The following is a 14,244-nucleotide window of genomic DNA, read 5'->3' as shown; positions in this document are numbered from 1 at the left end:
GAACGTCGAAGATTTAAAGCCCACCGACGAGCATCTCCACAGGACTATATCACTAATAACTATTAAAAAAAATAATTAAGGTGGAATTAAGACTCTGTTTTCTCTCCAATAAGATTGGGCATATATGATAGAGAAAATACAACAGAGAGTATGTGAGAGAACATGAAAAAGTGGCGCAAGAGATTCGTTAAATTTTTGATATTTGACCTCGTGATCGTTCTATTGCTCCTGAGTACCGGTCTCATCTACCAACAAGTGGGTGCGAGAGAGGACGCAAAAATACTTGTCCCTCCTGGAAAGCTGTACAAGGTACATGGTGACAATATGCATTTATACACTGGTGGAGAAGGTGATGTAACTGTAGTACTTGCCTCCGGCTGGGGTACTGCTAATCCCTATGTGGATTATTATCCATTATATGAAAAGCTCGCTCCCAATACAAAATTCGCTGTATATGATCGCTTTGGATACGGTTATAGCGATAGGACCGACAAAAAACGTGATGTCGATACTGTGGCCGATGAATTGCACGAGTTATTAGAGGTATCTGGGCAAAAACCGCCATACGTTCTGGTGGGGCACTCCCTCGGCTCGTTGGAAACGCTCCGGTTTGCGCAAAAATATCCGGATGAAGTACAAGGTATTGTCATGATTGATGGTGGAAGTCCAGAACATTACGCCAATGACACTAGCGATACGGCAAGTGTGATTGGTGGCTTCATGAACCAATTCCGGATCAAAACCGGTTTGCTTCGTTTGAGTTTACAGTCTGACGCTGTTGTGGAAGCCTCCAATGCCAATCGTAATGAGCTGAAACTTGTGCCCGATAATCTGAAGAAATTGGATACCACTGCGCTGTTGCACAACTATGGGAATGCGAACACGGTGGATGAGTTACGTGAAATGTCTGCCAATGCCAAAGTTGTCGTTGATAACAAAAAGCCCTTCCCGTTTCCGCTTACCATACTGACCGCAGATTACTTCGGAGCAAGTGAACCAGAATGGGATAAAACGCAGGCTGAATTTACATCCTGGTCGGAACACTCCAAACATGTAACTGTTAAGGATACCGAGCATTATATTCATCAATATCACCCGGATCTTGTTGCCAATGAAATATTGGAACTGGTCAAGAAATAGACTCCCTGAACCAACATTGAATAAGCAGTACAAGGAAACGTTAAAAAAGCAATACCATTTTTTCAACATAAAACCCTAACGATTCGGGTAATCGTTAGGGTTTTTATTTCGTTAAAATCGTTATTGTGCTAAGGCCATTCTCGGTGTATGCGATCTGAAATGTGCTAAGGCCTCTTGGACCTCCGTGGTCGTAAGACCGTGTCGATCAAAATAATGCACGACCTCCTCCAGATCAGTTTCATCGCCGCTGTAAATCCGCTCAATTTTCCGAATGATATTATGTTGTAATCGCTCCCGCAACCGCATACAACTGACAGGTTCACATAGCCAAAAATCAGTTCGCTTGACCTCCCCTGTTGCAGTCCATAACAAATTTTCATATCGAATGACGTCCCAATCACGATAACCTGCCTGAATCTGTTGAAGTTCTGTTGAAAACAGATCATATATCAGATTGTGCGGTATGTGTCCGTACGTTGCACGATACTCGCTCAGATTGAATCCTTCAATCCATTCTGTAAGCACAAAATTCCCAGAAGCGTACGCATACAATTCAGGAACATGAGGGTTGTTTTGCAATGACAAGAGCGCCTCACACTCCAATTCTCCATCCACTTTTCCACGAGGTGTATACACCTTAAGGCAGTATTCTTGTAAACGATAGACTACCGACTGTTTTCCCATTAGCGAAGCTTGCATGGTCAGATGACCATTTTTCTCATAGCGATCTAGCAGATGTTCAATATTCGCAGGTACAGATTTAACAATTCTCATAAAGACGTCTCCTTGATTATAAAATATATTCTAAAACGTTTTCTTCTATCCGTTATTATTAATCTACTCTCTATATTATCTTTAAAATTTCATATGAACATATACTATTTCGCCAGAACATGAACTATTTGCTTTCATCATCAAGATTTTTTCTATCCACCTAGCAGGTTTATTTTCACTCTAATGGTTGGAACCCGTTTCATGTCAAGGTACAAAAAAACGATGCCCTCCTGTTGTAGAGAGAGCATCGTTTCATTTCATATATGGCTTTCAATTAATGCATAGGACCTTGTTGTCCCTGCTGAGCACCGACCTTCACTCGTTTCACAAAGATCGAAATGATCAGTCCAATGACAGCAAGAACCAGTGCGAAAACAAATGCATTTTGTACACCGGATGTGAAACCTGCCAACTGATTTTCTGGACTCTCAGGGTCTGTCACACCGCTCAAGAAGCGGGTCTGACCTGCGCTCAGTATACTTACCGCAACAGCTGTACCAATAGCTCCCGATACCTGCTGCAATGTATTCATGATCGCCGTTCCGTGAGGATAAAATGCAGGTGGCAATTGATTCAAGCCGTTGGTTTGTGCAGGCATCATGATCATTGAAATACCGATCATCATAAACACATGCAGCGTAATAATTTTGCTCAGAGTCGTAGTTGGAGTAATTCCTGTGTACATGAAGAGTACAACAGTTACGATCGCAAGACCGATAATCACAAGCCACTTCGGACCGAATTTGTCAAACAGGCGTCCCATAACCGGGGACAAGAATCCATTCAGCAAGCTGCCTGGCAGCAGTACCAGACCGGCAGTCAGTGCCGTTACCGCCATACCTTGTTGCAGATACATCGGCAGGATCAGCATGGATGACAACATCATCATCATACAAAGGAAGATCAGAATCAAGCCGATTGTAAACATTGGATATTTGAACGCCCGCAGATCCATCATCGGCTGTTTCATTCGCAATTGACGGATGCTGAACAGCAGCAAAGATAATACTCCGATAACCAATGTGGCTACAACGATAGGACTGGTCCAGCCACCGCCACTATCCCCATGTCCTCCTGCACTACTGAATCCGTACACGATGCCACCAAAACCAAGTGTGGAAAGTACAATGGAAAGAACATCAATTTTGGGCTTGGTCAAATTCGAAATATTCGGTAAGAACAGCAAGCCGCATACCAATGAAATAATGAAGAACGGCAAGGAGATCCAGAAAATCCAGTGCCAGCTCAGATTGGCCAGAATCAGACCCGAAATACTCGGACCACTTGCTGGTGCAAACATAATAACCAAACCGATCAATCCCATGGCAGCGCCACGTTTTTCAATCGGGAAGATAACCAATATGGTGTTGAACATTAGTGGCAGTAACAGAGCCGTACCTACAGCCTGCAATACCCGCGCCACCAACAGAATTTCAAAGCTCGGTGCAATAGCAGCAACTAGCGTTCCTGCAATCGAAAAAATCAGAGAAGTTGTGAACAACTGTCTCGTTGAAAACCATTGTAACAGCATACCGGAAACCGGCACCAAAATACCCAAAACGAGCAAATAACCTGTTGTTAACCATTGAATGGTCGTTGGTCCCACTTCGAGCAAGCCCATAAGCGGTGTCAATGCCACATTTAGTGCTGTTTCACCGAACAGACCAATAAAACCGCTAAGTAGCATGGCGAATAAAATCGGAAATACTTTATATTGTTTTGTTTCTTGTTGATCCTGTACAGAACCAGCCTTCATGGAAGCCTCCACGATCCCATCCTCCTCAAACGATCTGACGATTTCTATTTCTCTTTACGAAGCTATTGCTTCTCTTTTGCATTCTTCGCCACAACGGACAAATAATCAGCAGCCGTCAGCAAGGGCTGTTTGTCCTGGTTGGTCAAGCTGATAATCAACGCGCCCTCCATTAAGGAAATGACGAGTAGTCCCATCTCTTGTGCTTTCTTTTCACCTATGCCATCCAAAATCAGATGTTTCGTAATGATACGCTGCCATCCGGCAAATACGTCCTGACAGGCAATTCGCAATTGATGACTGATGCATGAGGTTTCCACGGCAGCCCAGAAACTAAATGGAAGAAAACCTGTAAAACCTGCCGCTTCCGTTTCAATCGCCAAGTCATGAATAAATTGCTGAATCGCATCCCCCGTATTATCATGAGCAGCAAACACTTCTTCAAACTTCTGCAGAATGTTTTCATTGGCTTTTTGAATGCACTCGTGAGCGAGCTCTTCCTTGCCATGTGGGAAATAATGATATAACGAGCCTTTTGGCGTACTGCTCTCCTTAATAATCTGATTTAGACCGGTCGCATGATATCCTTGTGAAAAAAACAGTCTGGCTGCTGTGCTGACGATGAGTTCTCTAGCATTAGACTTTTCACTCAATAAAGCCACATCCTTAAATGAATTATAACAATCGGTCTATATAATTAAAACCGTTTCGAAAACTAGTGTCAACCCTATTATTTAGGCTGATTCGCATGAAAGCATTTTCATATTAGTTTCTATATGTATAACTATTTTTTTCTCATTATCGCCTTTTTTGCACTCAGATCTGTGAAAACAGTGAACTTTTCAACATATCCGAATAAACATACATCAGTGTGAATTACACTTAATTCCATTGTGAGAAAAGGAGTGAGAAAATTTGGCAGTCTTGCTTACTGGCCCTATTGATAATAGTCCTGTACGGGGTAAGGCCTACCCAGACCGTTTCAATTAAAATTGAAAATCAGAATACTGTGAATGCTGCAACGATACTCATCCAAGGATATTCATTAACTACCAGCAGGATTTTATATGTAAGTGAACAATTTACGATCTTACCCGGTGGTAGCTACTCGAGATTATTTTGCCAATATTAGCAGCTACGAGTACGTTGTTACTATTACGGGAGCATCCCCCCAGGACAATTTAGTTTCGATTTGGGGTAAAAACAGTATCGGTGCTTTGGTTGCTGCTCACCGACTCGTTTATTCCGAATTATTTGGCAGCGAGAATTCTATTGGAGCTACTGGAGCGACAGGAACGACTGGCGCAACAGGACTTATGGGTGCGACAGGGGTCACAGGCTCTACGGGCTCTACAGGTGCGAAGGGCCTTACTGGAGATACAGGAACGACTGGAGCGACCGGCGGATCAGGTCCTACCGGGACTACAGGCATTTCCGGCTCGACAGGAGTTACGGGTGCAACAGGAATTACAGGCTCTACAGGAGTAACAGGTGCGACGGGTCTCACTGGAGATACCGGTACGACAGGTGCAACGGGGGCAATGGGCCTTACCGGAGCGACGGGTATTTCCGGCTCGACAGGAAACACAGGGGCAACGGGGGCATCAGGAAACACGGGGACAACAGGCGTTACTGGAGATACGGGGGCGACAGGGGCAACTGGCGCAACTGGTGCGACGGGCCCTACCGGAGCGACGGGTATTTCCGGCTCGACAGGAGCTACAGGAGCTACGGGGGCAACAGGAAACACAGGGACAACAGGCGTTACCGGAGATACGGGAGCGACAGGAGCAACTGGCCCAACTGGTGCGACGGGCCCTACCGGAGCGACGGGTATTTCCGGCTCGACAGGAGCTACGGGAGCTACGGGAGCTACGGGGGCAACAGGTCCCACAGGTGATACAGGTCCATCTGGCGGCCCAGAAGGCCCTACAGGTGCAACTGGTGCGACGGGTATTACAGGAGCCACAGGAGCCACTGGAGCTACTGGTACCGGAGCTACTGGAGCTACTGGCTCTACGGGAGCTACGGGTACAGTTCAACCCAATCCCTTTGATGTGTATGTTTTGCAAGGCGCGGTGGGTGGAGATGGAACGCAGGCCAGTCCTTTTGGAACGATTCAACAAGGTGTAACTGCGGTATCTCCAACGGGTACTGTTCATATTCTTGGTGGAACATACCCCATCACTACGAATATTACCATTAATAAAGCTGGAATAACGCTAAAAGGTTATCCAAGTACAGTCATCCTTTTGCAAGCTGCTGTCATCCCTTTCACCATCATTGGAAGCGGAGTAACTGTAGACGGATTAACGATCACGAGTGATAACCCTTATGCTGTTGAGTTTATTCAATTAGGCGGGACCAATCATACCGTAAAAAATAATACGATATTTGGCCCACCTCAAGCAGGCCCCTCCTCAGGTTGGGTCGTCAATCGGGGGCTCGTGACCCAGATCGGAAACATGACCGGATTGATTGTAAGAAATAATATTTTTTATTCTTTGCGTCAGCCAGCCTATTTTAACCCGAATACAACCGGAGAAATTATTAGCAATGTTGTTTATAACACCAGAGGATTTGTTAATGATCAGGCCATCATGGTCTTCTCTGGAAATTCATGGGGCAGCCCAGTAAATGCCGTGGATATCGCACTGCTTGTAGGCACAATAACAGGACCTCCTTTCGACCCACTTACTGATTTGAGCGCCAACAATAGCTCTGCAACAATTCAGGATTCACGGTAAGATTCTCTTTGGAATTGAGTAAACTTAAATTTCATTGGAGGGCGTATGCCCTCTATTTTCCATCTCTCATTTTCGAAAAAAGTTCTTTAAGACTTGCATCAAAAATCATTTTATCTTCTAAAATCAGCTCACACTTTCATAGAAGTTGCTCACGTACAGACCTTTAGCTGAATTTACGGCTCGTTTACCAGCCCATACATCCTGTACGTAACGCCCTTCCGATTGAAGCTGATTGATCCTATCTTATGCCAATGATTCTGTGATTCTGCACACAACAAAAAAAAGCGAGAGTAGTTCCTCGCTTTTTTTGTGTATCATTTTTTAAATGGGATGTTTAAGTCTTATTACACCCCTACTAGCTCTACCCATTTAGAATCCTCTTTTTCAAAATACGATTCACTTGCTCTGAGTTGGCTAGCATTAGGATAAGGAAAACAAGTACAACCAGCGGGAAAAAGCCGATATTGGTTTTCGCAGCAAGCACGCCAAAAAGCGGAGGAAGCAATGTAGTTCCTGTGTATGCCAGTGCCATCTGGTATCCCATTAATCGGGCAGAATTCGCTTTGCCGAATCGAGCTGGAGTTTCATGAAGAAGTCCGGGATAGATGGGTGCAAGCCCCAATCCAATCAGCATAAATCCAGCCAGCGCAAACGAAATCGATAATGGAAGCAATAAAATGACTCCACCCACAATGGCGGTCACTTGACCCGCCAGAATTAATACCCGATTTTTTATTTTTAATGTGATAAAGCCTGTAATCAACCTTCCTATCGTAATACCACCGTAGTATAAGGAGATCCATCCTGCAGCCGTTTCTGCCGAGATATTTCTTGCTCCTACCAGATAGCTGGCTCCCCATAAACCGACCGTCGTCTCGACGCCACAATAAAACAGAAATGCGATCAGGGAGTTTTTGACTCCCTTAATCTTCAATACATTCCGTTTGGGTCTATCCTCACGCTGTACTAACGTGTTGTCTGCTTGCACATGATCTGTTTCGTTGTTCAGACTCGCACTCTCCCGACTTGCAGCAACACGCTTCCACAACGGCAACGTGGCAAACAAAATCAGGACTAAACAGCACTGGACCACGGCTACAGCTGTATACCCGCTTCTCCAGGAATGATGTTCCGCAATGTAATACGACATAATAATCGGCCCTGTCGTCGCGCCAACACCCCAGAAACAGTGCAGCCAGTTCATATGGTGTGCTTTGTAATGCTCTGCGACATAATGATTCAGTGCGGCATCCACGGCACCGGCCCCTAGACCGAGCGGAATGGCAAGAATGACGAGCCATACCAATGAAGGTGCGAAGGAAAATCCAAGGAGTGCTCCGGCGGTCAAACAACAGCTAATTAACGTAACCTTGCCTGTTCCCCATTTTTGAATAACCGTGCCGCTAGCCAAGCTTGAGACGATAGTTCCCCCTGCAACGACCATCGACAGAATTCCTGCTGACCCAAACGAAGCGCCAAGTTCAGGCCACATGACGGGCCAGGCCGAACCAAGCAAGGAGTCCGGAATCCCCAAACTGATAAACGCAAGGTAGATAATGATAAGAAACCAAGTTGCCATAATTAGATCCCTTCCCTGCATATAAATTAAAAGTAAATGAACACAATAATGCTAGTGAACTACTTTATTTATATGCTTTATAAAGTTATTTTATTATATTGCGTCAAAAATTTTTCTTTGTCAATAGATCGTATCAGCCAAATTAACACAGCCGCCGATCTAGTTGAGAACTCCAGATCAGCGGCTGTTTTTCGACATAAGAAAAAGGCGGCTATTGCCGCCTCCTTTTTAACGTGTCTTCGAATACTGGGCCTGCCTTCTTCATAAATCATGCCCTTCAGGCAGCAGTATATCTTGAAAGATGAAATTGTACATCGTTATTCTATGGGTTTAGATGTTTACCGCGCTCATCCCAGGCTTCCATATTTAGCTCACTGTTGATCGTTACAGCGGTTAATGCACCAAGGGACGCCGCAGTAATGGCCTGGTACAACTCCGATGCTGCATCTCCAGCGCTGAACAGACCCGGTACGGTTGTTTTGCCGAAATCATCTACAACGACTGTACCCGCATCCGTAACCTCACAGCCTATCGTCTGCGGCAGTTCTGATCCAGCCGTTAGTTTCGGTCCAAAGAAAATCCCCGTGCACGAGATTTCGGTACCATCGTCTAACACCACTTGCTGCACCATACCATCGCTTGATTCAATAGATTGAATTGGAGAGTCCCATACCGGGACACCATGCTGCTTCAATTCCTCCCGCTGCTCATCCGTCAATTCATCAGGTCCATTCGTGCAAATGGTAAACTGGCTTGTCCAGCCCGAGATCGTCTTGGCCATATGAAATGCCTTGGCTCCATTCACAATGATGACAAGCCGTTGATCTCTTAATTCCCATCCATCGCAATAAGGGCAGACAAAAGCACTCTTGCCATATACCTCTTTCAACCCGTTAATATCCAGCGGCAGGTCTTTTTTCCCTACTGCAAACAAAATTTTCTTCATGTGATAGACGACTCCTTGGGCCGTTGTAACTTGAAAATCACCATCTGTTCCTGTCACTGAAGTCGCTGTGTCCCCTACAAAATGAACGGACGGGTAAGCGCTAATCTGTTCTTTCGCAACCTTCCGAAATTCACGTGGACTTGCACCATCTCTTGTCAGAAAACCGTGTGTTTCACGCGTAACCCAATTACGGGGACGTTCATCATCTATGACCACAACATGTTTGCGAGCTCGTCCTAGTACAAGTGCAGCATTAAGACCCGCTGGTCCTCCGCCTATAATTAATACATCCATCTTTTGATCCATATTTAACACCCTTTCCAGATATTCAATGTCCTTTATTGTTACAAAAAAAACCTATACTGATTACATCCTGCCTCCTGCAGCTGTTCTTTAATAGAAACAATGCAAGACGAGATCACTTAATACCATTAAGGATCTCTTATATCTACAATAAACAAATAAAGCTCAACATGCAAGAAAAATATGCTTCTCTTGTTATCCCTGCTATTCGGTTTCAATGACCTGTATCACAGAAAATCATTTTTAACAATTAAAAAAAACCTTGTTTTTAAATTGTTCACAATCAAATGACATTATTTTAAATACTAAATCGTTAATTAATTCACATACTGTATTGAGTGCTATAATAAAACCACGAGATATATAAGTATAGATATAGGAAGTGAGTTCTTGAAAACATTGCATAAAGGGGCACGGTCCGAAATCAGCCTGGAGTACACTAGCTCGATTCCGAAAGTATTTTTTGATACGATCAAGATCGGAATCATCAAATCCAATCTGATCGCCATGTTTGCCGGTTTAAGTTTGGCTTTGTATGTATTTGATGCATCTATTTTAGCAAATATTGTACCCATTATCCTATCTGTTATCGGGTCTTCCCTGATTATTGGAGCGGCCGGGGTGTTTAACAATTTGTATGATCGGGATATCGATGCGATCATGGAACGCACCAAAACACGTCCAACGGTAACTGGTCGTGTAGATACCAAAACAGGTTTGATCCTCGGTATTGCCATTACGATTATCGGGGGCATCATGTTGTATATCGCTTCCCCTTCGGCTGCCGTATTCGGCATATTGGGACTGCTGTTGTACGTGTTCCCTTATACGATGTGGACCAAGCGGACAACGGTATACAATACGGAAGTAGGAAGTCTTTCAGGCGCTGTTCCTCCACTCATTGGTTGGGCAGCCATTTCACCTGAGCTGGGTCACTATGAAATTTGGGCTTTGGTCGTTACCATGCTGTTGTGGCAGATGCCTCACTTCTATGGCATTGCCATTCGGAGATTCGATGAATACAAAGCGGCTGGTGTTCCCATGCTTCCTGTTGTAAAAGGAATCAGACGGACATACATCCAGACGAATGTTTATCTGGTATTGTTGCTATTCTCCAGCTTCTTGTTCTGGCCGATGAGTCCGTTTATTGCCATTGTTGCGTTTTTGGTAAGCCTGGCCTGGCTTATTCTTAGTGTGGCAACCTTCGATAAGAAAGAAACCAAGAAATGGTCACATAAAATGTTTATTTTCTCCATTAACCACATTACGATCATCTTCCTGGTCATCATTGCGTATTCATTGATTGCACAGCTGATCAAATAAAGGTGGACCCAATGAGCAATAATAAAAGCCGTACAGATCTTAACTCTTTCGAAAAGAGTTGTCTGTACGGCTTTTTTCATTTTTTTATCGTATATCTTATCCTATCCCACTTTAACCGGTGTTTGTTCACCTTGCCAAAGCAGCTGCATCTCTTCATTAGTGGCAAGCAAATCTGATAAGCTGCCCTCGGCTTCAATTCGTCCATCCTTCATGACGAGGATATGATCTGCCTTCGCAAGTGCTGCTCTGCGGTGAGATACCGCAATACAGGTGACATCTGGCTCCTGGAACAAACCTTCCCAGACCTGTTGCTCGGTTTCCACATCCAGCGCACTGGACAGATCATCGAAGATGAACAGGTCTGCTTCCGTCATCAGCATGCGTCCGGTAGCCGCGCGTTGAATCTGACCACCCGACAGCATGACACCTCTTGGACCTACGGACGTTTCGAGTCCTTGATCCAGGTTCTGGATATCCTTATCCATAACAGCCAAACGAATGGCTTTTGCAAGTGCCATATCCGTACGTCCCTGTTTGCCCTGAACGATATTCTCTTTCAGCGTATCACTGAACAGTCGGGGTACTTGCGGCGTATATGCTGCTCTTGGCGGCATCAGGAAGGTAGCGGGATCTACATCTGTACCATTCCAGCGAATCGTGCCTTCCTGTTTGGGCAGCAGTCCAAGAAGTGTGCGGACCAAAGTCGACTTGCCAGAACCGATCCGTCCAGTGATGACAAGAAATTGCCCCCGCTTCACGCGGAAGCTGATATTTTGTATTCCATTTGCAGAATGAGGATATTGGTATGCCAGATTGTTGATTTCCAGCTCTCTTAGCTTCTCTTTGGGATCTCTCTGTTCATCAGGAAGCTCAGGCGGATCTTCATTCAGATACGTCTCTCTGAAATCCATGATCCGGTCTTCCTCACCAGGACGAAACAAGGTTCGCATGCGGTCAAAAGATACTTTGAGCCGTTTATGCTGGAATACCATATAGCCAAACAATGAAATACTAAAGCCAATATTGGCAAGATAACTGGTGAACAAAGCAAAATTACCTACGGTGAAATTGCCGGATTTCATCTCGGCCGCACACATCAGGAGAATGAGACCTGTACATATACTGAGCACATGCTGATTAAGTGATCTCATCCACTGTTTGAACAGATTATCCCGGAGTGCGGCTTGACGACGTTCTTCATTCAGTTTGTTAAAACGAGTAGAGACATGCTCTTCTGCCTGCCCAAGTTTCAGTGCCTGCACAGCCCCAAAGGTTTCGGCAATGAAACTGGTGATACGTCCTGTCGACTCACGATTGACCTGAGCATATCGACGAGCCCGATTACCAGACAAGTTATTCAGCAACGTTACGACTACCAGTGGCAAAACAGCTACCAAAGTGATTTTCCAGTTAATGTTCGCCATAATGATGATGGATACGATGGCGAACACAAGCCTTCCCCAGAAATCCACCCAGGATTCTACGTACTCAACCACTTCATCCACATCATCCCGAAAGCGACTCATCGCTTCTCCCGGTGAAGCTGGCAGATTACGTCCTGGCCAGCGCATAATACCAGCGAGCATATTGGTACGCAGAATGGCCTGAATATGGTAAATGTACGTAATCCATGCATAGAATGCAGCAAAAAACGTACCTACTCTTACTGCCCTGATCAAAGCAATGAAGATCAGGGGAGCTGCCAGCCACATATAATCACTGGAACCCGCCGTTGCCCGGTCAAAGAACCACTGCATCCCGATCCCTATTGCCAGAGGCAAAGAATGAAATATGCACCATGACAATCCGTTGATCAAAAATAGAAAAGGCCTGAATCGAAACAAACGGCCTATAAATCCTGTTACATTCACGCCAATTCCTCCTCTCGCCCCGTAATCAGCAATCTGGCATAATGTGACGACGGATTGCTGGCGAGTGCTTCTCTGGCTCCGAATTCCAGTACCTTGCCATCACCCAGTACCATAATCTGATCGACCTTTTCCAAAGTAGCCAAGCGATGTGCAATGATAATTCCCGTACATTGCTTCATCAACTGATCAATGGCAGACTGAAGCATGCTCTCTGTAGCGGCATCCAGCCGTGAGGAAGGCTCATCGAGAATAACCAGGCTTGGTTCAGTCAGAAATACTCGCGTCAAGGCAAACAATTGAGCTTCCCCTGCGGATAATGAAGAACCGCCTGCCTTCAGATGGGTGTCCAACCCTGCAGGCTGTGATTCAATCCAGTGACTTAATCCAAGTCGATTCGTTGTCTCCTTAATAATCTGATCCGAGACGTCCTGGTTGAACAGCGTTAAATTGTCTCGCAACGTACCGTCGAACAGCTGTACATCCTGCGTAACCATACCAACCCTGTGGTAGAGTGCAGGCAAGGTAAGCTCTGAAATGTCTTTGCCCCCAACTCGAATCGTTCCGCTATCCAGATTATACAGGCGCAGAAGCACCCGACTGAGACTTGACTTGCCGCTACCTGTACGACCGATGATGCCAAGCCGTTCGCCAGGTTTAATGGCAAAGTTAATATTTTGTAACACAGGTTTATCCTCGTTATAACTGAAGTTCACCTGCTTGAATTCCAGACCAAGCGGCCCTTCTGGCAGCTGATCCTCTTTTCCGTTTTCGATCTCACTGCGCAAAGATAACAGCTCTCTTGACCGAAGCATGCCGGATTTGGCCTTCTGAAACTCTTGAACCTGATCGCCCAACATCTCAATCGGATCATTAAGCATCTGGGTGTATTGATATATCAGAAACAGGGTACCGATGCTAATGATGCCTTGCATGTAGTAATGAACACCAAGCAGAAGTACTGCCGTGACTGCGAGTGCGAACAGAATGACCGTTGTATTCCATGGAATCACCCGAAGCAGCCAGGCTTTCCTTCCTTTTTGAAATACAACACGCATCGTACGATAAAAGCGATTCATCACATACGGGACATGCCCGTTCGCTTGAACATCTTCAATTCCCGCAATACGCTCTTCAATTAATCCAAACAAGGATGCACTCGCTTCCCGCTCATTTTTGGAAGAGTTTACTCCCAGATTCCGAATGAACACCATAAACAGAATCGATAACAATGTAAACACCGTCATGACGATCGCAATCGGGATGTTTACGGTGAACATAAATCCGAGAATTCCGGCAAGCAAGACAAAGCTTCCCACCACCTGCACAATAAACATCGCGAAGAAGTTGGAGATACTCGTCACATCACCATCCACCCGTTCAATCATTTCTCCCGGCGTCTTCACATTATGAAACCGCATATCCAGACGCAGACAATGCTTCAGGAGATCTCCCCGTAACCGGTTCGTTGCTCGCCAGGCCACATCATTCCCCAGATAACTTACGGCTACTGTAATCAATTGATTTACGACGGCAACAATTAGAAACAATCCGGCAAGCTGGATCAGGTTAGAAAGGATTCCCCCACTTGCCGCTGTATCAATGAATCGTTTGATAATCTGTGGATTCAGGAGCTGCAGCCCTGTTGACGTTAGCAACATCACCATAAGTATGGCCAATCGGCCTTTGACTGGTTTTAGATATTGCAGCAGCCAGGACATGGAGCGTTTCTCTGTTTTGGGCATAGCCCCTCACCCCTTCGTATAACATTTCTTTTCATTTTGGTGATTCAAAGCATTTTGCTCCCTCAC

Annotated in this window: 10 protein-coding genes; 3 read left to right on the top strand and 7 right to left on the bottom strand. The window is 45.2% G+C overall.

Annotated features, from left to right (window positions below; genetic code table 11):
- The first annotated feature begins 195 nt into the window (after window positions 1–195).
- Window positions 196–1,140, top strand: coding sequence for an alpha/beta fold hydrolase (locus BMY78_RS09545; RefSeq protein ID WP_244192935.1), 945 nt, complete (start codon window positions 196–198; stop codon window positions 1,138–1,140).
- A 120-nt stretch (window positions 1,141–1,260) separates the two neighbouring features.
- On the opposite strand, the gene BMY78_RS09540 is transcribed toward BMY78_RS09545, so the two are convergent.
- From BMY78_RS09540 to BMY78_RS09530, 3 genes are all read right to left on the bottom strand, one after another.
- Entirely contained in the window at window positions 1,261–1,914 is a 654-nt protein-coding gene (locus tag BMY78_RS09540; RefSeq protein WP_090897237.1) for a serine/threonine-protein kinase, read from the bottom strand.
- 274 nt (window positions 1,915–2,188) lie between these two features.
- Window positions 2,189–3,670 carry a DHA2 family efflux MFS transporter permease subunit gene (locus tag BMY78_RS09535; RefSeq protein WP_090902243.1) on the bottom strand — a complete coding sequence of 494 codons (1,482 nt, stop codon included), beginning with the start codon at window positions 3,668–3,670 and terminating at the stop codon, window positions 2,189–2,191.
- Window positions 3,671–3,732: 62 nt separating this feature from the next.
- Complete coding sequence (locus BMY78_RS09530) at window positions 3,733–4,320, bottom strand: TetR/AcrR family transcriptional regulator (protein WP_090897234.1); 588 nt, start codon at window positions 4,318–4,320, stop codon at window positions 3,733–3,735.
- Between the two features lie 420 nt (window positions 4,321–4,740).
- On the opposite strand from BMY78_RS09530, the gene BMY78_RS33620 reads away from it, so the two are divergent.
- Entirely contained in the window at window positions 4,741–6,414 is a 1,674-nt protein-coding gene (locus BMY78_RS33620) for an MDR/zinc-dependent alcohol dehydrogenase-like family protein (RefSeq protein ID WP_305729126.1), read from the top strand.
- Between the two features lie 361 nt (window positions 6,415–6,775).
- Here the strand turns inward: BMY78_RS33620 and BMY78_RS09520 are convergent, their stop codons facing one another.
- Both BMY78_RS09520 and BMY78_RS09515 read right to left on the bottom strand, forming a co-directional pair.
- Entirely contained in the window at window positions 6,776–7,993 is a 1,218-nt protein-coding gene (locus tag BMY78_RS09520) for an MFS transporter (protein WP_177185692.1), read from the bottom strand.
- A gap of 322 nt (window positions 7,994–8,315) precedes the next feature.
- Entirely contained in the window at window positions 8,316–9,245 is a 930-nt protein-coding gene (locus tag BMY78_RS09515; RefSeq protein ID WP_090897231.1) for an NAD(P)/FAD-dependent oxidoreductase, read from the bottom strand.
- 396 nt (window positions 9,246–9,641) lie between these two features.
- Between BMY78_RS09515 and cyoE the strand changes: the two genes are divergently transcribed.
- Window positions 9,642–10,565 carry a heme o synthase gene (gene cyoE, locus BMY78_RS09510; protein ID WP_371129155.1) on the top strand — a complete coding sequence of 308 codons (924 nt, stop codon included), beginning with the start codon at window positions 9,642–9,644 and terminating at the stop codon, window positions 10,563–10,565.
- A 101-nt stretch (window positions 10,566–10,666) separates the two neighbouring features.
- On the opposite strand, the gene BMY78_RS09505 is transcribed toward cyoE, so the two are convergent.
- Together BMY78_RS09505 and BMY78_RS09500 are read right to left on the bottom strand one after the other, a co-directional pair.
- On the bottom strand, window positions 10,667–12,436 hold the full coding sequence (locus tag BMY78_RS09505; RefSeq protein WP_090897225.1) for an ABC transporter ATP-binding protein: 1,770 nt from the start codon (window positions 12,434–12,436) through the stop codon (window positions 10,667–10,669).
- Entirely contained in the window at window positions 12,433–14,178 is a 1,746-nt protein-coding gene (locus BMY78_RS09500) for an ABC transporter ATP-binding protein (RefSeq protein WP_090897222.1), read from the bottom strand. The genes BMY78_RS09505 and BMY78_RS09500 overlap by 4 nt, the downstream gene beginning before the upstream one ends.
- Between the last annotated feature and the right edge of the window lie 66 nt (window positions 14,179–14,244).

The sequence above is a fragment of the Paenibacillus sp. OK076 genome (genome assembly GCF_900110055.1).
Lineage (GTDB): Bacteria > Bacillota > Bacilli > Paenibacillales > Paenibacillaceae > Paenibacillus.
Note: the sequence above shows the minus strand (reverse complement) of the source record. Positions and strands in the feature narration are given on the sequence as shown.

Excerpts from the sequence above, each read along its gene's own strand:
- BMY78_RS09540 (WP_090897237.1), bottom strand. The coding sequence starts at position 1,914 with ATGAGAATTGTTAAATCTGTACCTGCGAATATTGAACATCTGCTAGAT.
- BMY78_RS09535 (WP_090902243.1), bottom strand. The coding sequence starts at position 3,670 with ATGAAGGCTGGTTCTGTACAGGATCAACAAGAAACAAAACAATATAAA.
- BMY78_RS09520 (WP_177185692.1), bottom strand. The coding sequence starts at position 7,993 with ATGGCAACTTGGTTTCTTATCATTATCTACCTTGCGTTTATCAGTTTG.
- BMY78_RS09515 (WP_090897231.1), bottom strand. The coding sequence starts at position 9,245 with ATGGATCAAAAGATGGATGTATTAATTATAGGCGGAGGACCAGCGGGT.
- BMY78_RS09500 (WP_090897222.1), bottom strand. The coding sequence starts at position 14,178 with ATGCCCAAAACAGAGAAACGCTCCATGTCCTGGCTGCTGCAATATCTA.